At 65.0% G+C, this 24292-nt stretch carries 22 protein-coding genes; 10 read left to right on the top strand and 12 right to left on the bottom strand.

Going from position 1 to position 24292, the window contains the following annotated elements; all coding sequences use genetic code 11:
- Positions 1-2: 2 nt before the first annotated feature.
- From BSY19_RS09355 to BSY19_RS09310, 9 genes are all read left to right on the top strand, one after another.
- Positions 3-1481, top strand: a complete 1479-nt coding sequence (locus BSY19_RS09355; protein ID WP_069056965.1) for a TolC family protein — start codon at positions 3-5, stop codon at positions 1479-1481.
- A 21-nt stretch (positions 1482-1502) separates the two neighbouring features.
- Positions 1503-2945: a multicopper oxidase family protein gene (locus BSY19_RS09350; protein ID WP_069053932.1), complete on the top strand. Its 1443-nt coding sequence runs from the start codon at positions 1503-1505 to the stop codon at positions 2943-2945.
- Positions 2946-2972: 27 nt separating this feature from the next.
- Positions 2973-3455 carry a cupredoxin domain-containing protein gene (locus BSY19_RS09345; protein WP_069053931.1) on the top strand — a complete coding sequence of 161 codons (483 nt, stop codon included), beginning with the start codon at positions 2973-2975 and terminating at the stop codon, positions 3453-3455.
- Positions 3456-3481: 26 nt separating this feature from the next.
- On the top strand, positions 3482-3760 hold the full coding sequence (locus tag BSY19_RS09340) for a copper-binding protein (RefSeq protein WP_069053930.1): 279 nt from the start codon (positions 3482-3484) through the stop codon (positions 3758-3760).
- Between the two features lie 363 nt (positions 3761-4123).
- On the top strand, positions 4124-4474 hold the full coding sequence (locus BSY19_RS09330) for a hypothetical protein (protein WP_069053928.1): 351 nt from the start codon (positions 4124-4126) through the stop codon (positions 4472-4474).
- Positions 4475-4603: 129 nt separating this feature from the next.
- On the top strand, positions 4604-4999 hold the full coding sequence (locus tag BSY19_RS09325; RefSeq protein WP_069053927.1) for a FixH family protein: 396 nt from the start codon (positions 4604-4606) through the stop codon (positions 4997-4999).
- Positions 4996-6477 (top strand): efflux RND transporter periplasmic adaptor subunit, encoded by a 1482-nt coding sequence (locus BSY19_RS09320; protein ID WP_069053926.1) that lies wholly within the window; start codon positions 4996-4998, stop codon positions 6475-6477. Before BSY19_RS09325 ends, BSY19_RS09320 begins: the two co-directional genes overlap by 4 nt.
- The gene (locus tag BSY19_RS09315; protein WP_069053925.1) at positions 6474-9596 is read left to right on the top strand and encodes an efflux RND transporter permease subunit; all 3123 of its coding nucleotides are present in this window, start codon (positions 6474-6476) and stop codon (positions 9594-9596) included. Before BSY19_RS09320 ends, BSY19_RS09315 begins: the two co-directional genes overlap by 4 nt.
- Positions 9597-9640: 44 nt before the next feature.
- Positions 9641-10018: a YkvA family protein gene (locus BSY19_RS09310; RefSeq protein ID WP_069053924.1), complete on the top strand. Its 378-nt coding sequence runs from the start codon at positions 9641-9643 to the stop codon at positions 10016-10018.
- Between the two features lie 103 nt (positions 10019-10121).
- On the opposite strand, the gene cueR is transcribed toward BSY19_RS09310, so the two are convergent.
- Both cueR and BSY19_RS09300 read right to left on the bottom strand, forming a co-directional pair.
- Positions 10122-10538: a Cu(I)-responsive transcriptional regulator gene (gene cueR / locus BSY19_RS09305; RefSeq protein ID WP_069053923.1), complete on the bottom strand. Its 417-nt coding sequence runs from the start codon at positions 10536-10538 to the stop codon at positions 10122-10124.
- A 28-nt stretch (positions 10539-10566) separates the two neighbouring features.
- Complete coding sequence (locus tag BSY19_RS09300) at positions 10567-13107, bottom strand: heavy metal translocating P-type ATPase (RefSeq protein ID WP_069053922.1); 2541 nt, start codon at positions 13105-13107, stop codon at positions 10567-10569.
- A gap of 185 nt (positions 13108-13292) precedes the next feature.
- Here BSY19_RS09300 and BSY19_RS09295 point away from each other — a divergent pair, with 185 nt between their 5' ends.
- Complete coding sequence (locus tag BSY19_RS09295) at positions 13293-13565, top strand: heavy-metal-associated domain-containing protein (RefSeq protein ID WP_069053921.1); 273 nt, start codon at positions 13293-13295, stop codon at positions 13563-13565.
- Positions 13566-13686: 121 nt separating this feature from the next.
- Here the strand turns inward: BSY19_RS09295 and BSY19_RS09290 are convergent, their stop codons facing one another.
- From BSY19_RS09290 to BSY19_RS09245, 10 genes are all read right to left on the bottom strand, one after another.
- The gene (locus BSY19_RS09290; RefSeq protein WP_236840499.1) at positions 13687-15948 is read right to left on the bottom strand and encodes a heavy metal translocating P-type ATPase; all 2262 of its coding nucleotides are present in this window, start codon (positions 15946-15948) and stop codon (positions 13687-13689) included.
- Between the two features lie 222 nt (positions 15949-16170).
- The gene (locus tag BSY19_RS09285) at positions 16171-16653 is read right to left on the bottom strand and encodes a hypothetical protein (protein WP_069056964.1); all 483 of its coding nucleotides are present in this window, start codon (positions 16651-16653) and stop codon (positions 16171-16173) included.
- A gap of 144 nt (positions 16654-16797) precedes the next feature.
- Positions 16798-17184: a CopM family metallochaperone gene (gene copM, locus BSY19_RS09280; RefSeq protein ID WP_083247506.1), complete on the bottom strand. Its 387-nt coding sequence runs from the start codon at positions 17182-17184 to the stop codon at positions 16798-16800.
- Between the two features lie 358 nt (positions 17185-17542).
- Positions 17543-19123 carry a S10 family peptidase gene (locus tag BSY19_RS09275; RefSeq protein WP_069053919.1) on the bottom strand — a complete coding sequence of 527 codons (1581 nt, stop codon included), beginning with the start codon at positions 19121-19123 and terminating at the stop codon, positions 17543-17545.
- A 266-nt stretch (positions 19124-19389) separates the two neighbouring features.
- Positions 19390-20604, bottom strand: a complete 1215-nt coding sequence (locus BSY19_RS09270; protein ID WP_210184419.1) for a GNAT family N-acetyltransferase — start codon at positions 20602-20604, stop codon at positions 19390-19392.
- Positions 20605-20613: 9 nt separating this feature from the next.
- Complete coding sequence (locus tag BSY19_RS09265) at positions 20614-21219, bottom strand: DUF6875 domain-containing protein (protein WP_150129556.1); 606 nt, start codon at positions 21217-21219, stop codon at positions 20614-20616.
- Positions 21220-21793: 574 nt separating this feature from the next.
- Positions 21794-22447: a DsbA family protein gene (locus BSY19_RS09260; RefSeq protein WP_069053916.1), complete on the bottom strand. Its 654-nt coding sequence runs from the start codon at positions 22445-22447 to the stop codon at positions 21794-21796.
- Positions 22444-22887: a disulfide bond formation protein B gene (locus BSY19_RS09255; RefSeq protein WP_069053915.1), complete on the bottom strand. Its 444-nt coding sequence runs from the start codon at positions 22885-22887 to the stop codon at positions 22444-22446. Before BSY19_RS09255 ends, BSY19_RS09260 begins: the two co-directional genes overlap by 4 nt.
- A 17-nt stretch (positions 22888-22904) precedes the next feature.
- Complete coding sequence (locus BSY19_RS09250; RefSeq protein WP_069053914.1) at positions 22905-23642, bottom strand: cytochrome c biogenesis CcdA family protein; 738 nt, start codon at positions 23640-23642, stop codon at positions 22905-22907.
- A complete protein-coding gene (locus BSY19_RS09245) occupies positions 23642-24196 on the bottom strand; it encodes a TlpA family protein disulfide reductase (protein WP_069053913.1) in 555 nt (184 codons plus the stop codon). Before BSY19_RS09245 ends, BSY19_RS09250 begins: the two co-directional genes overlap by 1 nt.
- Positions 24197-24292 lie beyond the last annotated feature (96 nt).

Raw genomic sequence — 24292 nt, 5'->3', positions numbered from 1 at the left:
TCATGAGACCCGCTTTGTCGCCTGCCTATCGAAGCCACGTAGTCGACATTCGCCGCTTCGCACTGCTAGCCGCCGTCTCCGTCATTCTCGGGGGCTGCGCGTCCTTCTCCGCCGATGGCGGCGTCGGCACGGCGCAGGCAGTCGCCTACGCGGAGCTCAACAAGGACGTCGTCAAGATCGGCGACGACGCGACGGCCCTCGGTGCCAGGGCGCGCGTCGACCAGCTTCTGAAGAAGCCCCTGACAGCCGACAGCGCCGTGCAGATCGCGCTTCTCAATAACCGCGGCCTGCAGGCCGCCTTCAACGAGCTCGGCATCGCCGAGGCGCAGATGGTGATCGCCAGCCTGCCGCCGAATCCCCGCCTCTCGATCTCGTCGAGGACAGGAACCCTGTCGCTCGAGATCGAGCGACAAATCGTCGGAAGCATTTTCGCTCTGGCGACCCTGCCGGCGCGAGCCGACGTTGCGCGGGATCGGTTCCGATCCGCCCAATTAAGGGCAGCCGAGGCTGTGCTGAAGCTGGCGGCCGATACGCGACGTCAGTATTTCCGTGCCGTTGCCGCCAACGCTCAAGCGACCTTCTACCAGGAGGCGAAGGCCTCATCCGACGCCGCGACGCAGCTATTCAAGCGGCTCGGCGAATCGGGCGGCATCAACAAGCTGAACCAGGCCCGCGAGTTCGCCTTCGACGCCGAACTCGGCGCGCAGCTCGCGCAGGCCCGCCTGCAGCGGGGTCAGGAGCGCGAGCGTCTGATCCGTCAGCTCGGGCTCTGGGGCGATGACCTCAAGTTCAGCTTGCCGGGTTCGCTGCCGCCGCTGCCGCGCCTGCCGGGCATCAAGGCCGTCGAGGCCGAGGCGCTGCGCAAGCGCATCGACGTCCAGATCGCGCGCCGCGATCTCGATCTTCTAGCGAAGACGCTCGGACTGACCCAGGCGACGCGCTTCGTCAACGACGTCGATCTGCTCGGCCGCCGCATCTATGACCGGAAGCTGACCGTTCTGGCCGATGGCGATATAGAGCGCGAGGCGACGCGCACGCGCTTGGTCGAACTCGAAATCGAGATCCCGATCTATGATTTCGGGCAGTCCAAGGTCGCGCTGGCGGAACAGACCTACATGCAGGCTGCCAACAAGCTCGCCGAGAAGGCGGTCAATGTCCGGTCCGAGGCGCGCGAGGCCTACACGACCTATCGCGCCAGCCACGACATCGCACGGCACTACATCGCCAACGTCCTGCCGCTGCGCAAGATCATCCAGGACGAGGCTCTGCTGCAGTACAACGGCATGCTGATCGACGTGACGCAGCTCATCGCCGACGCGCGCGGCCGCATCCTGTCCAACGTCGCGGGCATCAATGCGCGTCGCGACGTCTGGATCGCCCATACCGACTTCAAGCACGCGCTGATCGGCGGCGGCTCGGGCGGAGGCGGCGGGTCCGCCGTCGTCGCGGCGGCCGGCGGCGGCGATGCGCCGGCCCATTGAACCCTCGAGGAGCAAGACGCCATGACGGATCTGTCACGTAGGGGCTTCATCGGCACGTCGGGGCTCGTGCTCGCGGGTGCGACAGCCGTGTCGGGCCGCACAGCCTTCGCCGCCGTGCCCGAAGCGCCGACCATGGCGAGCGCTGCGACGCAGGCCCCGCTCGTGCCGACCTCGGGCCCGGACTACCAGCCGGTGGCGACGCTGAACGGCTGGACCCTGCCCTGGCGGATGAACGGCGACTGGAAGGAGTTCCACCTCGTCGCCGAGCCGGTCGAGCGCGAGATCGCTCCCGGCATGATCGCCTACCTCTGGGGCTATAACGGCCAGTCGCCAGGCCCGACCATCGAGGCGGTCGAGGGCGACAAGGTCCGCATCTACGTCACCAACAAGCTGCCGGAGAACACCACGATCCACTGGCACGGCCAGCGCCTGCCCAACGGCATGGACGGCGTGGGCGGCCTGAACCAGCCACACATCCCGTCCGGCAAGACCTTCGTCTACGAGTTCCAGCTCAGGCGCTCGGGGACCTACATGTACCACCCCCATTCCGATGAGATGGTGCAGATGGCGATGGGCATGATGGGCATGTTCATCGTCCATCCGAAAGACCCGGCCTTCCGTCGCGTCGACCGCGACTTCGTGTTCCTGCTCAACGCCTTCGACATCGAGCCGGGATCCTATGTGCCCAAAGTCAACACCATGCTCGATTTCAACCTGTGGTGCTGGAACAGCCGCGCCTTTCCCGGCATCGACCCGTTCGTGGTGGGGAGGAACGACAAGGTCAGGATCCGGTTCGGCAACCTCACGATGACCAACCATCCGGTCCACATGCACGGCTACGAATTCAAGGTTTCCTGCACCGATGGCGGCTGGGTCGATCCCGCATCAGCCTGGGACGAGGTCTCCATCGATTGTGCGGTCGGCCAGATGCGCGCCTTCGACTTCGTCGCCGACGAGCCCGGCGACTGGGCGATCCACTGCCACAAGTCGCACCACACGATGAACGCCATGGGCCATTCGGTGAAGACCTATATCGGCGTCACCAAGAAGGACCTCGTCAGCCGCATCCGCAAGGCCGCGCCCGGCTACATGGCGATGGGCACGAACGGCATGGGCGAGATGGGCTCGATGGAGATGGAGCTGCCGAAGAATACCCTGCCGATGATGACGGGCTACGCCCAGTTCGGCCCCGTCGAGATGGGCGGCATGTTCTCTGTGGTGAAGGTGCGCGAGGGGCTGGCGAAGAACGACTACGCCGATCCCGGACACTACAAGCATCCCGAGGGCACCGTCGCCTACGAGTACAAGGGCGCGAAGCTCACCGAAGCGCCGCGAGTCGAGCCCGCCAAGGCCAAGCCAGAGCAAGCAACCTGGCAGGTCAAGGATCCGCGCAAGCCCCGGCTTGGCGCGGACGGAAAGCCTCTGCCCGGCGCCAAGGCCGGCGGCGCTCATTCCAACCACTGAACGATCCATCGAACTGCGGAGAAAGCGATGACGAAACTGGCTTCACTGAAACTCGCGAGCCTCGCGCTCGCCCTGTCGGCCAGCGCGGCGCTGGCTGGGCCGGGAGCGGCCGGCCACCATGATGGCGAGGTCGCCTACGGCAAGCCCGGCGACCCCAAGAAGCCGGCGCGTCTGGTCCAGGTCTCGATGGGCGAAAAAGACGGGAAGATGCATTTCATCCCGAACCGGATCGAGATCCGTCGCGGCGAGCAGGTCAAGTTCCAGCTTCGCAACAATGGCGAGATGGACCACGAACTCGTCCTGGCGACGCTTGAGGAGAACCTCAAGCACGCCATCGAAATGCAGAAGAACCCCGACATGGAGCATGACGACCCGAACGCCAAGCGCCTTGCGCCGAAGAAGACCGGCGAGATCGTCTGGGCCTTCACCAAGGCCGGCCAGTTCGACTTCTCTTGCCTCATCCCCGGCCACCGCGAAGCCGGAATGACCGGCACGATCATCGTCAAATAGGCGCAAGCCTGACCGAGGAGCATTTCATGTTGAAGATCATCTCCATTCTCGCCTTCACCGCGCTCGCGCTGCCTGCCCTCGCGCAGCAGGTCAACGGTACCGTGAAGAAGGTCGACGAGGCGCAAGGCAAACTGACCATCGACCACGGCCCGATCAAGAATCTCGACATGGACGCCATGTCGATGGTCTTCCGCGCCGGCGATCCGGCCATGCTGAAAGGCCTGAAATCGGGAGACAAGATCAAGTTCGACGCCGACCGTGTGAACGGCCAGATCACGGTGACGAAACTGCAGAAGGCCAAGTGAGCCCCTTGGTCGAGGGCGGGCGAGCGACGCCCGCCCGCATTCCGGCTGGCCTTTTCGTCGGCCTCGTCATCGCGCTCGGCGCAGGCACGAGTCGCGCAAGCGACGGCGACCTTCAAAGAGCGCTTCTCGAATCCCGCTGCGTGCAAGCGACGATCAGGGCGCTCCCACCGCTGGGGCAGACGCTTCTCTACGAGGCGAATTGCTTTGGGAGCTCTCACAGGCTGCTTAGGATCGCCTGCGCCGGTGGCCGCTGCCTCGTTGATCCCCGCCAAATCCCGCGTGACGGGGCCGACGACGACTGATTGACGCGATGGTGATGCCGCCGGTCTTTTGCCGGCGCCTTTGACATGGCATTCTTCCCTTATGAAGCGCCGGCTCCTCACGCACGCACTGATCCTGGCCCTGTTCCTGACGGCCGGCGTTCTCGCGGCCTATGTCAGCCCTGCGACTGCCGGCATGGTGCGGGACGCCGCCGGCGTCGAGCAGACCATGGAGGCCGGTATGCCGTGCTGCCCGTCGGACCAGGATGGCCCCAAGGACTGCACGACGAACTGCCCGGCGCTGACCTTCTGCCTCGCCAAGTGCTTCGTCGGCGGACCGATCAGCTCCGTCGCGCTTCCTGGCCCTGTCACGGCGGTCGTCGGGCTTATGGGCAACGACGCCGAGCGCGCAACCCAAGGCTTCGCTCCACCAGCGAGACCTCCCCGAAGCTGAGGCATGGCCGGCGCGTCAGCGCCGGTTCCGGCCGCACGGCGCTGCCCGGGCGGTTGGCGAGCGCGTGGCTCAAGGCCTCGCTATAGCTGCGCCTGAACGCGGCAGCCTGTTCCATTCGGGATAGCCACCATGGTCTCCGTAAAATTCGTGCGCGTGCTCGCCGCCGCGCTTCCGCTCGCCTTCGTCAGGCCGGCGCTAGCCGACATCAAGGATTATGAATTCCAGCTCGCCCAGAAGGAGCTGAAGCAGGGCGACGGCGTCATCGTCACCGTCCGGCTGATCGACAGGCGGACCGGCAAGGCGGTGCCCGACGCCGTGATCTTCGCAAGCCGCATCGACATGGAACCGGACGGCATGGCGACCATGGCCTCGAAGCTCGAGCCTATGCCCGCGACCGAGCCGGGCAGCTACAGCTTCAGGACGAACCTCACCATGGAGGGCGGCTGGCGGCTCTCGCTCGGAGCCAAGGTGCAGGGCGAGGAGGGCACGATAGAGAGCCGCCTCGTTCTGAAGGCGACTCCATGAGCCGAATTTTACTCACCGCCCTTGCTCTCACCGCCCTGACGGCGGTGGGCGCGGCGGGCTATTTCGCGGGAACGCGCGGCCTCGTCCTGCCCGGCCTCGACCGGCTCCATCATGCATTCATCGCCAGATCGCCGGTCGCACCCCAAGCGGGGCCAGCCACCGCCACAGGGCCGATCGCCTATTACCGCCATCCAGACGGCGCGCCATTCTACGCGGCCGAACCCCGTAAAACCGAGGACGGTCGCGACTTCCTGCCCGTCAGCGCCAGCGAAGAAATCAGCTTCGATCCGGCTGCGGCAAAGTCGGCGCACACGGTCGCCGAGACAGCCACGACCACCGGGGCAGAGCGAAAATTGCTCTACTACCGCAACCCGATGGGTCTGCCCGACACCTCCCCAATACCCAAAAAGGACTGGATGGGGATGGACTACCTGCCGGTCTATGCCGGCGAAGATGCCGACGACAAGGTGATCAAGCTTTCGCCCGGACGCATCCAGCGCAGCGGCGTACGTTCCGAGCCGGTCGTCCGCCAGGCGATCAGCCGGCCGATCCGGGTGCCCGGCACGGTGCAGCTCGACGAGCGCCGCGTCTCCGTCGTCGCGACGCGCTCGGACGCCTTCATCCAGGAGGTGGCGCCGGTCACCACCGGCGACCGCGTCGCCAAGGGGGATCGTCTGGTCCGGATCTATTCGCCCGAGATCACGGCGGCGGGCGCGCAGTTCGTGTCCGAACTCAACGCCTCCGGGCGAGGCGTGCCCGAAGGCGGCGCGCGCCAGCGGCTGGAGAACCTGGGCGTGCAGCCTGAAATCGTCGCCGAGATCGAGCGGACCCGGAAGGTGCCGTTGACGATCGTCTGGTCGGCTCCGCGAGACGGCATCGTGCTGGAGCGCAACGTCGTCGACGGCATGAAGATGGCGTCCGGCGATAGCCTATTTCGGCTCGCCGATATCTCGACGATCTGGGTGCTGGCCGATGTCCCGGAAGGCGATCTGGCCGCGATCCGCATCGGCGCGCCGGCCACGATCCGCCTGCGCGGGCGGCCGGGAACGGAGTTCGCGGGCAAGGTCGGTCTGATCTATCCGCAGGTAGCCGAGACGACGCGGACCACCAAAGTTCGCATTGAGATCGACAATCGCGAAGGCATGCTGCTGCCCAACATGTACGCCGATGTCGAGATCGGCTCCGGTGAGTTCGGTCTGGTCCTCGCTGTCCCCGACAGTGCCGTGATCGACACCGGCACGCGCCGCGTAGTCATCCTCGACCTTGGCGAGGGCCGCTTCGAGCCGCGCGAGGTCCAGCTTGGCCAGCGCGGCGAAGGCATGGTCGCGATCAGCGAGGGTGTGAAGGATGGCGATCGCGTCGTCGTCTCGGCGAATTTCCTGATCGACGCGGAGAGCAACCTGAAAGCTGCGCTGAGCGGGCTCGGCACGCCGGAGGCAAAAGGGGCTGAGACGACGCCTGCGGAACAAAAACCATGATCGCTGGCCTCATCGCCTGGTCGGCGCGCAACCTCGTTCTCGTCTTCGTCGCCACGGCGTTCGCCGTCGCGACCGGGGTTTATGCGGTCCGGACGCTGCCGCTCGACGCCATCCCCGATCTCTCCGACGTGCAGGTCATCGTTTACACCGAATATCCCGGCCAGGCCCCTCAGGTCATCGAGGATCAGGTTACCTATCCGCTGACGACCTCGATGTTGACGGTGCCGAAGGCCCGCGTCGTGCGCGGCTTCTCCTTCTTTGGCGTCTCCTTCATCTATGTCATCTTCGAGGACGGCACCGACCCGTACTGGGCGCGCTCGCGCGTGCTCGAATATCTCAACGCCGCTGCCCGCCGGCTTCCGGCCGGCGTCACGCCGACGCTGGGGCCAGACGCGACCGGCGTCGGCTGGGTCTACCAGTATGCGGTCATGGCCAAGGACATGTCGCTGGCCGAGTTGCGCTCGGTCCAGGACTGGTCGGTGCGGTACGCCGCCTCTCGCGCCGAGGGTGTGGCCGAGGTCGCCAGCGTAGGTGGCTTCGTCAAGCAATATGCCATCGTGGTCGATCCAGTCAGGCTGCGGGCGCAAGGGGTGTCGCTGTCGATCCTTCGCGAGGCCGTGCGCAACAGCAACATGGATGTCGGCGGACGTACCGTCGAGCTGGCCGAGTTCGAGTTCGTGGTGCGCGGGCGCGGCTATCTGAAGTCGATCGCCGATATCGAGAACATCGTGCTCCGGACCGAGCGCGGCGCGCCCTTGCGGCTCGCCGACGTCGCCCGCGTCGAGCTCGGGCCCGATGAGCGGCGCGGCATCACCGAACTCAATGGCGAGGGCGAGGTCGCCAGCGGCATCGTGCTGCAGCGCTTCGGGGCTAATGCGCTCGGCGTTATCGAGCGCGCCAAGGCGAGGCTCGCCGAGATTGCCGCGACCTTGCCGGGCGGAGCCGAGATCGTGCCGGTCTACGACCGTTCGCAGCTGATCGAGCGGGCGATCCAGACCTTGAAGATGACGCTGATCGAGGAGAGCGTCATCGTCGCGCTGGTCTGCATCGCCTTTCTCCTGCATCTGCGTAGCGCGCTGGTGGCGATCCTGATGCTCCCCGTGGGCATCCTGATCGCGTTCGCGGCGATGAAGGCGCTGGGGCTGGGCTCCAACATCATGAGCCTGGGGGGCATCGCGATCGCGGTCGGCGCGATGATCGACGCAGCCATCGTCATGATTGAGAACGCCCACAAGCATCTCGAGCGCGCACCGCCGGGCAAGCCGCGCATCGAGATTATCATCGAGGCAGCCAGCGAGGTCGGGCCGGCGCTGTTCTTCAGCCTGCTCGTGATCACCGTTTCGTTCCTGCCGATCTTCACTCTGGAGGGCGAGGAGGGCCGGCTGTTTGGGCCGCTCGCCTACACCAAGACCTTCGCCATGGCGGCCGCCGCCGTCCTGTCGGTGACGCTGGTACCAGCCCTGATGGTCGTCTTCGTGCGCGGCCGGATCATCCCGGAGCAGAGGAACCCGATCAACCGGGCGCTGATCGCGCTCTATCGCCCGCTGATCAAGGGCGTGCTCAAGGCCAAAGCGCTGACGATCCTTCTGGCGCTCGCCGTGCTCGGCGTCAGCGTCTGGCCGGCGCGGCAGCTCGGCTCGGAGTTCATGCCGACGCTGAACGAGGGCACGCTGATGTACATGCCCACGACCCTGCCGGGTATCTCGGTGACCAAGGCGGCCGAACTGCTCCAGACCCAGAACCAGATCATCCGATCCTTTCCGGAGGTTGCCTCGGTCTACGGCAAGGCCGGGCGGGCCCAAACCGCGACGGACCCTGCCCCGACGGAGATGTTCGAGACCATCATCAACCTGAGGCCGCAGGAGCAATGGCGTACAGGGGTCACCGCCGACACGCTCAAGGCCGAGATGGACAAGGCGCTGCAGTTCCCCGGCATCTCGAACGCTTGGACGCAGCCGATCCGCGCCCGAATCGACATGCTGGCGACCGGCATACGCACCCCGATCGGCATCAAGGTCTTTGGCGACGATCTGACGAAGATGGAAGGCGTCGCGCGCCAGATCGAGACCGTTCTGAAGGCCGTGCCGGGCACCACTAGCGCCTATGCCGAGCGCGTCATTGGTGGCTATTTCCTCGACATCGTGCCCGATCGGATCGCGCTTGGGCGCTACGGGCTTTCGGTCGGCGACGTGCAGGGCGCGGTGGTGATGGCGATGGGCGGAGAGACTGTCACGACGACGGTCGAGGGCCGGGAGCGCTATGGCGTCACCATCCGCTATCCACGCGACTTGCGCTCCGACCCACAGTCGATCGCCCGCGAGGTTCAGGTGACGATGCCGTCGGGCGGTTCGATCCCGCTTGGCGAGGTCGCGAAGATCGAGCGCAAGCGCGGTGCGACTACGATCCGCACCGAGAACGGCCAGCTCGCGGTCTACATCTTCGTCGATATCGCCGGGCGCGATCTCGGTGGCTATGTCCGCGAAGCGCAAGCGGCCCTCGCAAAGGCGGTCCAGCTTCCGACCGGTTACCGCGTCGCCTGGAGCGGCCAGTTCGAGTATCTTGAGAGGGCCGAGGCGCGCCTCAAGATCGTCGTTCCTGTCACGCTAGCGATCATCTTCTTGCTGCTCTACCTCAATTTTCGCCGTCTGACCGAAACGCTCATCGTCATGCTGTCGCTGCCCTTCGCGCTGGTCGGCGGGATCTGGCTGCTCTGGTGGCAGGGTTTCAACATGTCGGTGGCAGTTGCGGTCGGCTTCATCGCGCTGGCGGGCGTCGCGGCCGAAACCGGCGTAATCATGCTGATCTATCTTGACCAGGCGCTGAAGGAGGTCCGCGCGCGCTGCACCGCTGAGGGGCGGGCGTTCAGCCGTCCCGATCTTCAGGAGGCGATCATGCTGGGCGCGGTCGAGCGGCTACGGCCCAAGATAATGACAGTGATCGCGATCATGGCCGGCCTGCTGCCGATCCTCTGGAACACCGGCACGGGCTCGGAGGTGATGCAGCGCATCGCCACCCCGATGATCGGCGGCATGATCTCTTCGACGGTGCTGACGCTCTTGGTGATCCCTGCGATCTACGGGCTGGTCAAGGGTTGGGGGTTGTCCAACGCGGTGAAGTAGCTGAACTGGCTCCCGACGCCATTTGCGATCACGGATGGATGCCCATGGCGACGATATGGCTAGAGAAAGCGAAAACATGGGCGCGCAGACTCAAGCGCGACGTCATCGCGCTGTGGATCGCCGCGCGTGACGTGCGGACCCCCAGACTCGCCAAGATCGTGGCCGCCGGCGTAGCAGCTTACGCACTATCGCCGCTCGACCTCATTCCAGACTTCATACCGGTTCTAGGCTACCTCGACGATCTGCTCATCGTCCCGCTCGGCATCATGTTGGCAGTCAGGTTGATTCCCGGCCCTTTGATGTTTGAATTTCGAGCCACGGCATCGCAGCGTGATCAGCGTCCGGTCAGCCGCGCTGGGTTCGTGTTCGTCGTGGCTATGTGGCTGGCCTTCGCGGCCCTCGCCGTTTGGTGGCTCGTTTGACCTGCCTCTCGTGGCATGCGCTTCTTCCCCTGCGGAGCTCGCCTTACGTCGGCAGCGGGGACCGGAAGGCCTTGCGGTTGGGGTTAGGCTTGGACCCTCCCCGCTATTGCTCATGGGGCGGCTGATCGTCTCCGGGGAGCGCCATATCGGCTAGGATCGGGCATTCTGGGCGGTCGTCGCCGTGGCAGGTCCGAGCGAGATGCCGGAGTGTGAGCGACATGGCTTGAAGCTCTTCGATCTTAGTTTCGAGATCGCGCACGTGCTTCATCGCGAAGCGCTTTACGTCGGCGCTCGCCCGGCTCTTGTCGCGCCAGAGCGCCAGAAGTTGGCGGGCCTCCTCGATAGAGAACCCGAGCGTGCGAGCTCGCTTGATGAAGCGAAGCTCGTGGATCTCTTCGGTCGCGTAGATCCGGTACCCGGCCTCCGTCCGGATTGGCGGCTCGATGAGGCCGATGCTCTCGTAGTAGCGGATCATCTTCGCCGTCACGCCGGATGCCGTCGCCGCCTGTCCGATGTTCATGTCGATGTCTCCTATGACTGTGGCGAGTTCATTCCGCAGCGGCTAGCTCTGTCGGCCTCGTCGGGTTCGGTTCCACCCGCGTCGACCCGTCGAAGCGCTTGAGCCGCAGGGCATTGGTTAGGACGCTGACGCTCGAAAGGGCCATGGCTAGGCCGGCGAACATGGGCGACATCAGGATACCGAAGGCTGGGTAGAGCGCGCCGGCCGCGACGGGGATGAGCACGACATTGTATCCAAAGGCCCAGACGAGGTTCTGGCGGATGTTGGCGATCGTCGCCTGCGACAGGGCGATGGCCTTGGCGACTCCCTCCAGATCGCCGGACATCAGGACGACGTCGGCGCTCTCGATCGCGATGTCTGTCCCAGTACCAATCGCGATGCCGACATCCGCCTGCGCCAGCGCCGGCGCGTCGTTGATCCCGTCCCCCACGAAGGCGACGCGGCCGCCTCCGGCCTGTAGCGACTTGACCACTTCGGCCTTGTCGGTAGGTAGAACTTCGGCGATGACCTCGTCGATTCCGAGCCTGCGCGCGATGGCCTGCGCCGTGCGTGCGTTGTCGCCGGTGACCATAACGATGCGCAGGCCCAGCTGGTGCAGCGCGGCGATTGCAGCGGGCGTCGTCTCCTTAACGGGGTCTGCAACCGCGATGATGGCCGCGAGTCTTCCGTTGATCGCGGCGTAAAGAGGCGTCTTGCCTGCATTGCCGAGTTGCGCGGCCTGCGCGGCGAACGCCGATAAATCGAGGCCCAGACGCCGCATCAGCCGGTCGGCGCCGACCTCGATACGATGCCCCTCGACATATGCCACGACCCCGAAGCCGGGCTCGCTGGAGAAGTCCGCCGGCTCAGCCAGCCGCAGCCCGCGCTGCCGCGCACCGGCGACGATTGCATCGGCCACAGGATGTTCGGAGAGGGATTCCACCGAGGCGACGAGGCGCAGCACCTCGTCTTCCTGGAACCCTTCCGTGACGGCGATGTCGGTCAACTCCGGCCGGCCCTTGGTCAGCGTGCCCGTCTTATCGAGGGCGATGACCGTCGAATCCTTGAGGCTCTGCAGCGCCACGCCCTGCCGGAACAGGATGCCGAGTTCGGCGCCCTTGCCGGTACCGACCATGATCGAGGTTGGCGTCGCCAGCCCCATCGCGCAGGGGCAGGCGATGATCAGCACGGCGACGGCGTTGACAAGCGCATACGACAGCGCGGGGCTTGGACCGAACGCTAACCAGGCCGTGAAGGTCAGGAGAGCCAGTCCGATCACGGCTGGTACGAACCACATCGTCACCTTGTCGACGAGCGCCTGGATCGGCAGTTTGGAGCCCTGCGCTGCCTCGACCGTGCGCACGATCTGCGCCAGCAGCGTATCGGCCCCGACTCTCTCGGCGGTGAAGCGGAAGGCGCCCGCGCCGTTTATTGTCCCGCCCGTGACTGCAGACCCGGGTTGCTTGCGGGCCGGGATCGGCTCGCCGGTGATCATGGCCTCGTCGACATAGGATGATCCCGATACGACATCGCCATCGACGGGGATGCGTTCGCCTGGACGCACGATCACGACGTCGCCCGCGACCACGGTCTCGATGGCGACATCGATCTCGTTGCCGTCTCGCAGCACGCGGGCCGACTTGGCCTGGAGCGACAGTAGGCGGCGGATGGCCTCGCTCGTCGAGCCCTTGGCGCGCGCTTCGAGCCAACGCCCCATCAGGATCAGCGTGACGATTACCGCGCCGGCCTCGAAATAGGTGTAATCGGTGCCATCCGGCAGCAGACCGGGCATGAACGTCGCGACGCTGGAGTAGACGAAGGCGGCGGTCGTGCCGAGCGCGACGAGCGAGTTCATGTCTGGCGCGCCGCGCATCAGCGCGGGCCACCCCTTCCGAATGAAGCGCTGGCCAGGCACCGCGATCACGAAGCCGGCGAGCAAGAACGAAAGCACCTTGATGTTGAACTCGCCGACCAAGCCGGCAAGAAAATGATGCAGCGTCTCGGACATGTGCATGCCCATCTCGAAGACGAGCAGCGGCAGGGTCGCGATGGCCGCGATCGTGACGTCACGGCGCAGTTCCGACAGCTCGGCGTCGCGCGCCCGACGCTCGCGGTCGGAGGTGTCCACCGCGTCTCCGGCCTGTTCGGCGTCGTAGCCGGCGGCGGCAACCGCCTTGACGAGCTCTGATGTCATTTCCGAGCCGCCCAGCACGCGCACAGAGGCCCGCCCAGTCGCCAGATTGACCGTGGCTTCGAGGGCGCCCGGTACCGCCGCAAGCGCGCGCTCGACACGTCCGACGCAAGAGGCGCAGGTCATGCCCGAAATACTCAGAACGACGATGGTCTCCCTCGGTTCGTAGCCTGCCTTTCGGATGGCCAAATCGATAGCCGCGGTATCGACTTTTCCAGAGCTGACGGCGATGTGGGCCCGCTGAGTCGCCAAGTTCACCGAAACGCTGTCAACGCCCTCCACGGCAAGGACCGCCCGCTCGACGCGGCCCACGCATGAGGCGCAGGTCATGCCTTCGACGGGAACATCGAAATGTGTGGGGGACAGGGCTGTATTTCTGGCCACCGTTGCAGTCGACATAACGTATCTCCGAGCTGTGATGGCAGGCGGTATGGAGCTTCCTATCATGGTAAGGTCAAGCGCTATCGGCGACATCGGCTCAAGATTTTTGGGGCGCCGGAAAGAGGTCAAGATGCCTCTTGACCTTACCACTGTGGAAAGCTGCAGCCTCGTTTTGACCCGCACACCAACAGGAAGCTTCAGCCATGTGCTCTTGCCAGAAACCATCGAACGCGACTTCTCAGACCGTCCCAACCCCGTCGCAGTCCGGATTACATTTTCGGGTCGACGACATGACCTGCGGGCACTGCGCCGACACGATCAAGAAGGCGATCGAGACGAGCGTGCCCGGCACCACAGTCAACGCGGATCCCGCCTCGAAGCTTGTGAGCGTGACAGGCCCCGCAGACTTCGCTGCGCTCAAAGCGATCGTGACCGCGGCAGGTTATACGCCCAGCGCGTCTCCCGTCGCTGCCTGACCGAGCGCCAAGGGCAAAGCGGCAGGGAAGATCAATATTCTGGCCATGCTTGTGCTAACGGGCGTGGCCAGTAACCCGACGGAGGGACTGGCCACGCGGAGCGGGATGCGCCAAGGCAGGTCTACAGGCGAATTGTCCGCAGCCTGATCGCGTTGGCGATGACGCTGACGGATGAGAGTGCCATGGCCGCTGCGGCGATGATCGGCGAGAGCAGGACGCCGAAGATCGGATAGAGAACGCCAGCGGCGATCGGGATACCCGCGGCGTTGTAGACAAAGGCGAAGAACAGGTTCTGGCGGATATTGCTCATCGTCGCCTGCGACAGATGCCTGGCCCGCACGATCCCGTTTAGGTCACCCTTCAGCAGCGTCAGGCCTGCACTCTCGATGGCCACGTCGGTCCCCGATCCCATGGCGATCCCGACATCGGCTGCCGCCAGCGCAGGCGCGTCGTTGACGCCATCGCCGGCCATCGCGACGACCCGTCCCTCGCGCTTGAATTTCTCCACGACGGCGCTCTTCTGCTCCGGCAAGACATCCGCTTCGATCTCGGTGATGCCGAGCCGCCGCGCCACGGCTTCCGCCGTGGTCCTGTTGTCACCGGTCAGCATGACGACCCGGATGCCTTCTTCCTTTAGTGCCGCCAAGGCCGAGGGGGTCGATTCCTTGACCGGATCGGCGATGGCGATCGTGCCTGCGACTTGTCCGTCGATGCCGATGAAGATGGCGGTCGCACCTTCGCGCCGCAGGTCGTCGGCGGCCGCCGCGAGGGGCGCGACATCGACGCCGTGCTCGGCCATGAACGCCGCGTTGCCGATGACCACTTTGCGGCCGTCGACCGTGCCAAGCGCACCTTTACCAGTTGGAGAATCGAAGTCCGTTACCACCGACGTCTTGATGTTTCGGGTGACGGCAGCCGCCACGATGGCGACCGCCAGAGGATGTTCGCTGGCCTTCTCGACGCTGGCAGCCAGCCTTAGGATCTCGGTCTCTTCAAAGCTCTCGGAGGCGACGATCGCGGTAACCGCCGGTTTGCCCTCGGTGAGCGTGCCCGTCTTGTCGACCACAAGCGTATCGACCTTCTCCATGCGCTCCAGTGCTTCGGCGTTTTTGATCAGGACGCCGACCTCGGCGCCGCGCCCCACGCCGACCATGATCGACATCGGCGTTGCCAGCCCCAGTGCGCAGGGGCAGGCGATGATGAGGACCGAGACGGCCGCCACGAGCCCGAAGGCCAGGCGTGGCTCGGGCCCCCAGATCGCCCAGGCTCCAAAGGCGAGTAATGCCATCGCGATGACGACGGGTACGAAGTAGCCTGCGACTTGATCGGCGAGTCGCTGGATTGGTGCGCGGCTCCGCTGCGCCTTGGCGACGAGCTGGACGATCTGCGCGAGCATGCTGTCATGACCGACGCGCTTGGCCTCGATGATCAGACTGCCCGACTGGTTCATTGTGCCGCCGATGACCTGATCGCCGACTGTTTTCGTAGTCGGCATCGACTCGCCGGTGACCATCGATTCATCGATGGAGCTTCGTCCTTCGATGACGTCGCCATCGACCGGGACTTTCTCGCCGGGCCGTACACGCAGGCGGTGCCCGACTGCGACAGCATCGAGTGTGACTTCCTCCTCGCGCCCATCGTCCAAGATGCGGCGAGCTGTCTTAGGCGCTAGATCGAGCAGCGCCCGGATCGCGCCACTGGTGCTTTCACGTGCACGCAGTTCCAGGACCTGTCCGAGAAGGACGAGGACTGTGATCACGGCAGCGGCCTCGAAATAGACCGCGACCGAGCCGTCCTGGCTGCGGAATGCCTGCGGGAAAATGCCGGGTGCGAGCGTTGCAACCACGCTGTAGATCCAAGCCACGCCCGTGCCCATGGCAATCAACGTGAACATGTTGAGGTTGCGGGTCAGGATCGACTGCCAGCCGCGCTCGAAGAACGGCCACCCGGCCCAGAGTACGACAGGCGTCGCCAGAGCAAACTGGATCCAGTTGGACAGGTTGCGGGGTATCAGGTGATCAAGCCCGGTAAGGTGCCCTCCCATCTCGATTGCGAAGACGGGTGCCGCCAGAACCAGCCCGATCCAGAACCGGCGCGTCATATCGATGAGCTCGGCGTTGGGCTTGGCTTCGGCGCTGACGACGACCGGCTCGAGCGCCATGCCGCAGATCGGGCATTGACCGGGGCCCACCTGCCGGATCTGGGGATGCATCGGACAGGTATAGATCTCTCCCTCCGGAGCCGCTGTCGTCTTGGCTGGTGCTGTCGCGAGGTATTTCAGGGGTTCCGCGACGAATTTCGTCCGGCAGCCCGAAGAGCAGAAGTGATATGGCCTGCCCTCGAACTCGGCATGATGAGCCGTCGTCGCGGAATCGACCGTCATGCCGCAGACTGGGTCCTTCTCATCAGGTACCGGCTGCGGGCGTGAGGTGCCGTGGCCTTGGCTTGTCGCCAACGCGCTTGGCGCAGGCCCCGACGAAGATGCGGTGTTCGGCTCCGTGGCAGCAACGTGGTCGGCATTCATGGCGAGCCTCAATTCGGTTGTCCGGTTGGGCGGCCGGAAGTTCGGGCCCTTTTCGAAGACGGTCTCACGCACCTTGGATCGTCAGGCGGCGCGTGATCTGGGATCAAGTGATGTAAAGCGGCTGCTCGAGCCCGGGCGCATCGCGAGCCACATCGCCAACGCAGGCACGATGACCCATTGAAGCATGGGTGAGATGCCCAACCGAAAGCCGAATAGGTGGAGGACAGGCATCCATTCGGAATAAGACCATGAGGTCCGAAGCACGGTGTTGAGCCATTCGCTGAAGCCGGTATAGGCGAAGCCGCCCATCAGCGCCGCCGCAGCAGTCGGCCAGAAGCGGTTTGCCGGCCAGTCCGAGTCAGCAACTAGAACGAGCGCTAGGACGATGGCCAACGCGGCGATGACGACATCACCCGCGGTGCAGTGGACGATCGCGATCAACTGCTCGCGCACGGTTCCGGCGGACCAGATCGTATAGAGTGGAAGCTGCGCGATTTCCCATAAGAGATGGCCGATCGCACTTGTTGCGAGGTAGTGCCGCAGCCAGGAGAGCCAGCTTGGCATGGCGTTGAGTCTTTTCTGGCCGAGGATACGACCGAGGACGAGACAGACCGGTGCCTGCAGCGCACGACCGGCCGGATGCCTCGGGTGAGGCATCCGGCCGGCATCAGAACAGGATTATCGCGTCGACCGCGAACTTGGTCTTGGTCACTTGCCCTTAGACTTCAACCATTTGTCGATCATCGCGATTTCCTTTTCCTGAGCCGCAACAATCTCAGTGGCGAGCTTCTTGGCTTCGGGATCCTTGCCGTGGGTGAGTTCAACCTTCGCCATGGTGATCGCGCCCTGATGATGACCCTTCATTTGCGTCATGAAGTCGATGTCGGCGTCGCCGGTAAACGTCATCGGCATCGCTTGCATCATGCCCATCATCGATTCCTTGTAGCCCTTGGTGGAGGCGGAATCAGAGGCGGCCGGCTGCATCATCTTCATGTGCATGCCGGGGTCCATGGCCGGCTTGGCGGCAGGCTGCTGGGCAACAGCCGCGGTAATGGCGAGAGCCGAAGAGAGCGAGATCAATGTCAGGCGGATCATGGTCGTGGTTCCTTCATTTGACTGAGAAATCAGTCGGGGGATGCGACCGGGGTGTCGGACGCGTCTCCTACGCTGCCACCTCTTGGCAGCGTTCAGCGCGGGCTTCAGGCACAAGCCCACACCTCCAACACGGGCATTTCGCTCACGCGATCTGCGAATGGATCGGGACAAGCGGATACGAATGCGGATGGGTATGGCCGTGTCTTGAACCGTCTCCCGACGCTCCAGATTTTTTCTGGTGCGCAATACAAGAGACGCACCGCCAACTTCGACGTTCCGCTCGGTCACAATCCGTAATAAACGACGTCCGACCACGCGAAGGTTGCCGCGAGAGCACTGCACGGCACAGGCCGGTTGGTCATTCGGCTGTCGGATCCATCATTTGGCGGACGGAAGCGCGAAATCCGATCCGCGACTTGTCACGGGAATAGAACATGTGGCCCCCGGGGAGCAGCTCGAGCTTGACCCGGGCGGAGTCGCCGAAGGTAGGCAATTGATCCAGTAGAAGCTTCGTCTCGAAGTACGGTGTCACCAGATCGGTGAACCCGTGAGCGACGATGACCTTTAGACCCGGGTCGAGCGCCAGCGCACCGCCCAGTTCGCGCATGGATTCGCGGTCGCCCCTGCCCTGGCCGTAGCTCCAGCGGCGGCTCGTATCTTCATTCAACAACATATAGCGGCCCTCGGGACGCCATTTCAGGTCGCCAGCGTAATGTCTCAGCATGGCGCTCGTCAGCGGCGCGGTGATGGCGTCGAGCACGGCGTCGGGGGCTCGGCTACGGCTTGCGTCCGGATTGGGGTCAAAGCCGGTCACTGCGCCATCGTAAGGGCTGCCGACCCGTCCGCTTGGGCGATCGAGTTCGCGCAGGAAGGTGCCGGCATCGACCTTGCCGCCCATCCGCAGGACCAGGCCGCGATCGAGTCCAGTCAGCGCCGCGACCTGGTCGGACATCCGCTCCACCGCCTGCCGATCGCGGGGGCCTTTTAGCAGATCGGCAAGGTAGGCGCCCGAGGCGTAGGCTTCGACTGCAGCAAGCGCTTGGCGTGATAGCTTGCCATCGCGCTCCAGCCGGACGGCCGCCATGCCGGGCAGCGAGACCACCCAGCTCAGCGGCGAGCCGCGAGCGTCGCGCTGAAAAGTGAAATCGAGCACCGGCGAGATCATCACGATGCCAGAGACGCCGACGCCGTCGGCGCTTTGCAACTCGCTAGCAACCTTGGGAGCGCGGAAGCCGCCATAGCTCTCGCCGACCAGGTATTTCGGCGAGGCCAGACGGTCGTTCAGCCGCAGCCAGTTGCCGATGAACCGGGACAGGGACCGGTAGTCGCCCTCGACCGACCAGAGCAGCCGGCGCGCATCGTCGCCTGAGGACGCAAAGCGGCTGTAGCCGGTCCCCACGGGATCAATGAAGACGAGGTCGGTAAAATCGAGCCAGGTCTCGGCATTGTCGATCGGGACCGGCGGCATGGACGGCCCGTCGCCCTGCCGTCCGAACGGCAGGCGTCTAGGCCCCATCAGGCCGAGGTTAAGGTAGGCCGACGCCGCGCCCGGACCGCCATTGAAGGCGAAGCTGACAGGACGCGGCGGCGAGGCTGAGCCAGTCTCGTGATCCAGCACATAGGCGATGTAGGCGATCTCTGCGAGCGTCCGCCCATCCTGGTCGCGCACCGGCAGTGAGCCGGCGGTCGCCGTATAGCGCAGCGTGCGGCCGGGCAGCACGATCTCGTGCCGGGTGACGGAGGGCTGCGGCAGAAGCTGGTTCTGGACGGTTGACCGCGCGTCCGGTTGCCCCTGCGGCCGTGATTCCTGCGCGGCAGGCCGTCCCTGCGCTTGAACCGGCGACCCCGTCTCCTGCGACGCCGCGTCGGTGCCGCGCGGCAAAGGGGCCGCGGCCAGACAAGCGGTGAGCAGCAGAAGGATTGGTGGAGGAATTCTCATGGAGCACCTCGATGTCGAAGCCGAAGAACCGCGGTAGAACGACAACGAGGCGGAATTCAGCGAGCTTACATGACGTTGCCCCTCGGGCTTGATCCGGGTTGAAGTTCGCTCTGGCTTATTGAGGGGATCAGAGGGTGAAGCGCAGCCGTTTCTCGGAAGAGCAAATCATCGCGATCCGGCAGGACTTGGAATCAGGCGTGTTGGTCGCCGATCTCAGCCGCGAGCGCATGACGGTCGCGATAGTCGCCTTAGATTCTGCGCAGTGCTTAGCTCTTCCCGCCATACGACCAGGCGGCCAATCTTCGTGTCAGCGGCGACGGTAGGCGTCGCAAGGCCTGTTTGAGGAAGGGCCTCCAGTTCAGCATCCCATAATTAGCTGCCAGCCGGCCATTCCAGGACAAAGGCAGTACCAAGTCGCTCACGGCCGTCAGGCCGTCGGCATGCTCGTGCTTGTAGGCGTCAGCCGGCGCTAGCAAGTCAAAGATGGCGTTACCGCGACGTTTGGCGGAGGCGAAGCTGTGATGCACCAGAATTCCGCCGACCCCCCCACGCTCATGCTCGGGATGCGTGGCGATGACGTGGCCGAAGCTGGTGCCCTTACAATCCAGGGCCAGGTCGAGCCCGATCGGCGCGCCGTCGCAGGTGATCATCGTTATGTGCAGCGGCGAACCGCCGGCGGCGTCGCCAGCGAGATCGTGGAAGAACGCCGAGAAGCGCTGATCTGCGATCGTCGGCGCCACGATGCCATGGCGCAGAAGCGAAGCCCGCTTCATCGCCACCGCGATGACGGCAAGCCGGGCCGCCTCCGGCCCGGGCTCCACCGTCCCAAAGGCGATCACTCCACGTTCTGAGAGCCGCCGCAACCGGCGCCGATGGTTGGACCGCTCCCGGGATGCATAGGCCTTGCTTGGTCCATCGGGCCCGACCCGAAAGGTGAGATCGGCAAAGGGGGCCTCAAGCCGCTCGCGCAGGACTGCGCCGGCGACGAGGCCCGAGCGCATGAGTGCCGAATCGGCGCGTAGCTTGCGTAGGTCCAGGACGTCCGCATCGAGCCTTTGCAGGCAGTCCCAGCCGGCCTGCATCAGAGACCCATCGCACTCGGCAGGCTCGATGAGAACATCGCCGAACTGCGCCACAGGAACGCCCATGAAGCGCAGGCTGACCACGCCGAAACGGCGCTGGCGGATCAACGGCCAGGCCATGACTAAACGCCCCCGGCGTCGTCCGGTGATGATGCTCAGACTGGTGCGCGAATCGAGGTAGTGCCGCATCCAGTGCCGCAGAACCGCATGGCTCTGGAAAACCTGATGAGGCTGGCCAGCGCGCGCGAACAGGGCTTCCCATTCGGCCTGCATCGCCAAGAATGCGATCGGACTGTCCACGATCGCGATCGCGATCTCGTCGTCGCGCGGCAGGGTATCGTGCACCGGGACAGGCGCGGGCAATGCCTTGATCGGGTCGATGTGGGCTGCTGCGATCAAGGCCATCGTTCAGCCACGGCCGCTATAATGGGCGACGATGCGCTTCAGACCGGCGAATGGGAACCGCACCAGATAGGGCAGCAGAAGCAGAGGATGTCGGACGGCGAAAGGCGCATCCTGCTCGACCATGTGACGGATGGCGAGGACAGGCATCGGCGCGCGCAACGGCCTAAAATCGGGATTCCATAGGCCGGGTGCCTCGGATCCAGCATGCATCAGCCCGATCATCCGATTGCGTGTCAGCGAATAGACTTTGTGGCGGTCCTGGATGCGCCTCAGCATGGCGATGCCACGCTCGCCGCCACAGGCTGGAAAGCCGATGATGATCGTGCGGAAATGCGCCATGGCCGGCTTTGCGGGGATCGCCTCCAGCGCTTGGAAACTCGTGCGGATCAGCGTGAACACGCTATCCTCGTTATCGGGGCTGGCCTCGCAGATACCGAGCCGGACACTGTCGAGCCTTGCCGCCTGGCGGGTGAAGGGGCAAACGGCGCCTGTGCGGCCAAGATCGGGATGGGCCTCCATCAGATAGCCCTCGACCCAGCCGATCAGGGTCGACAGCGCGTCGGAACCGGACTGGCCGCAGCGCGCCCGGGCCACGGTTAGCGTCGACATCGCGCCGGAAGCTTCGAGCTCAGCCAGCGGACCGGAGACCGCACCGCTGCTGGCGCTCGCCAAGGGCTCAAATAGATGTCCTTCCCGATCCGCCTTATTCCTGCTCATTCCGCGCTGCCTAGAGTTCGCTTAAGAGTGGCTCTAGCAGGGCGGCCTTAGGGAAGCGTTTCTGACGCCGGTTTCGTCAACGGCCACGTCTTAGGACTTCGTTATGGAACTTACACAGCCACAAGATCGCTGAGCCTATGCATAAAGCTGTCGGCGTCGCTCCACACCGGGAGTGATGCCGACGGCTACGGAGATGGATCTCAGTGTTGAACGTTCGAGCCCGTTCACAGGGTCAGTCGGACTCAGCCCACGCGCTCGGGCCACTCCCGGTAGAAATCGTCGATGACGAAGGCATGGGCGTGGCGGCCGCCACCCGCACCGGCTAGATGGGGATGATCGCTGGGCAGATTATCATGTCGGTGGGCGAGATTGCCGGTTTTGACTAACCGCCAGACCCGCGCCGTCATGGTCGACGAGCGACACGATCGCAGGCTGCGGCCACTCGTCGAGCCAATAGGCCGACGGCCTATTTGCGCGCCTTTTCGACCTCGCGCTTGACCAACTCGTAAAGTGGGCGCGGACCGAATTCTGTGAGGGGCTGCCCGTTCACGAAGAAGGTCGGCGTTCTGCTCACCTCGAGCGCTTTTGCGTCCGCCCCATCCTTATCCAGAGTCATCTGGAATTCCGGCCGGGCCACGTCTCGCTTGCCCATCTCGATGTCGAGACCAGCGTCCTTCGCACGCGCCCAGGCCTTCTCTAGGTCGGGCTTGTCGTGGTCCGCCCATTCCGGCTGGAACTCCAGAAGCGCTGCGAGGACGGGCTCGAACTTGCCCTGAAGCCGAGCCGCTTCGAGGATCTTGACCGCGGCGTCCGACCCCTCGTGGAACGCCGCGTACCGGATCACAAGCCGCGCATCGTTCGGGAACAGGGCCAGGATCTGCTTGAGCGGCGGATAGAAGGCGCGGCAGGCCTCGCAGGACGGATCGAAGAACTCGACGATTGTGACCGGAGCACTCGCAGGGCCGATGACGGGCGAATGATCGCGGACGAGCGCCTCGGCGCGCGAGGCCGCAACGGCTTGAGCCCGTTTGGTCTGTTCGTTCCGATGGAAGAGGGTGGCGCCGGAGAAGATCGCGAGGGCGAAGACGCCGGTGAGGACAACGATCACACGGCGGTTCATGACGCGGCCTTTGTTCTGGAACCGATGAGCGCGATGGCGATCGCGGCGAAGGCTGCGAGAGACAGGTAAGGCAAGGGCAGCATGCCCAGGATCGTCATATCGGCGCTGGCACAGGAGGGTCCCTGCGAGCAGGGCTGAATGCCTTCGGGGATCAGGCCGGCGTAGAGGAGGCTGTGGAACGCCGCGATCGCAATGCCGATGGCGGCCAGGGGAAGGCCATAGCGCCATATTCCTGTGTCGCCCCGGAAGCTGGCCACGGCGAGCAAGACCGCGAGCGGGAACATGAAGGCGCGCTGATGCCAGCACAGGCTGCAGGGAGCCTGGCCGACGACCTCGCCGATGAAGAGCGCGGCCAGGCTCGCTGCGACTGCGATGATCCAGGCGACGAAGAGATAGAGCCAGCGGTCGTGTCCGCTGGCGGCGGTAGCATTGTTGGTCATGTGGGAATGAGAGCCTTTCATCCGATTTTCGCGAGGAAGGGGAAGGTTTCGAGAAGCCAGAACGCCATGGTCGATAGCTGGCCCGACATCATGGCGAGGCCCATGACGATCATGATGCCGCCCGCCACGATCTGCAGGATGCGACCGACGCCGCGCAGTCGGCGCAGCCTCGCCGTCATGCCGTCGGCGAACAGCGCCGTCAGGAGGAAGGGGATCGCGAGCCCGAGTGAATAGACGCTCAGCAGCGCGACGCCGCTCGAAGCCGAGGTCGACGTCGCGCTGACGGTCAGGATCGCGCCGAGAACCGGCCCGATGCAGGGCGTCCACCCGAAGGCGAATGCGAGGCCGAGGAGATAGGCTCCCCCCGGCCGCCCGCCGGCGATCGGCGCCTGCAGACGAAGCTCGCGCTCAAGCCAGGGAAAGCGCACCAGCCCCGTGGTGAAGACGCCGAAGACGAGGATGATCGCGCCGCCGAGAATGCCGGCTTCGTAGCGATAGGCGAGAAGGAGGTGGCTGATCGCGCTCGCGCCCGCGCCGAGCAGGGTGAAGACCGTCGAGAAGCCGAGCACGAACCAGGCGCTCATTACGAGGGCGTTAAGCCGCGACGAGGCGGGCGCGGGCTGGTCGCCGGCCGCAGCCGCGCCCCCTGCGATGTAGGAGACGTAGCCGGGGACGAGCGGCAGGACGCAAGGCGACAGGAACGAGACCGCGCCGGCCGCGAGCGCCGCCCAGATGCCGATGCCGGCGATGTCCATCAGCGTGTACTCTTTTGCGGGGCGCCGGCGAGAAGGGCCGTGATCTCGTCGATCATCGGCTTCTCGTCCCAGGCTCGCACGCCGAACCAGCGACCCCGCTCGGAACCGTCGGGGCCGAACAGTATCGTGGTGGGCAGCCCGGAGATCGACAGCCGGCCCACCGACGCGCCAGTCGGATCGAGGTAGACCGGCAGGTCCTTGACGTTAAGCTGCGCCAGGAGCGGCTCGACGACTTCTGCGCCGTCGCGATCGACGGAGAGCGCGAGCACGGCGGGGGGACGTCCTTCCAGGCTACGGTGAAGCCTCGCCAACGCCGGCATCTCCTCACGACAGGACCAGCACCATGTCGCCCAGACGGTCAGAAGAACGGCCTGGCCACGAAAGCTCGCGAGGCCGGCTGCGCTGCCGTCGAGCCGCTGGAACGTGAGCGCATCTGTGCTCCGTGGTCGCGCCGTCCTATCGGCGACGACAACATAGGCGACGGCTGCCGCCAGCGTCGCCACAGCGACGAGCGACAGCGCGAGCCGTCTGGATCTGAGCACTGGTCCGATCACTCGCGGGCCTCGAAAACGGGTTTCTCATATCGCGCGGACCCGCATGGGCGATGCGTTCTCGCTCACGGCCGGCGTCTCGGTCTGGCGTGGAGGGCT

The organism is Bosea sp. RAC05 (genome assembly GCF_001713455.1).
Taxonomy (GTDB): domain Bacteria; phylum Pseudomonadota; class Alphaproteobacteria; order Rhizobiales; family Beijerinckiaceae; genus Allobosea.
The sequence above is the reverse complement of the archived record's forward strand: the minus strand, read 5'-3'. Positions and strand labels throughout refer to the sequence as shown.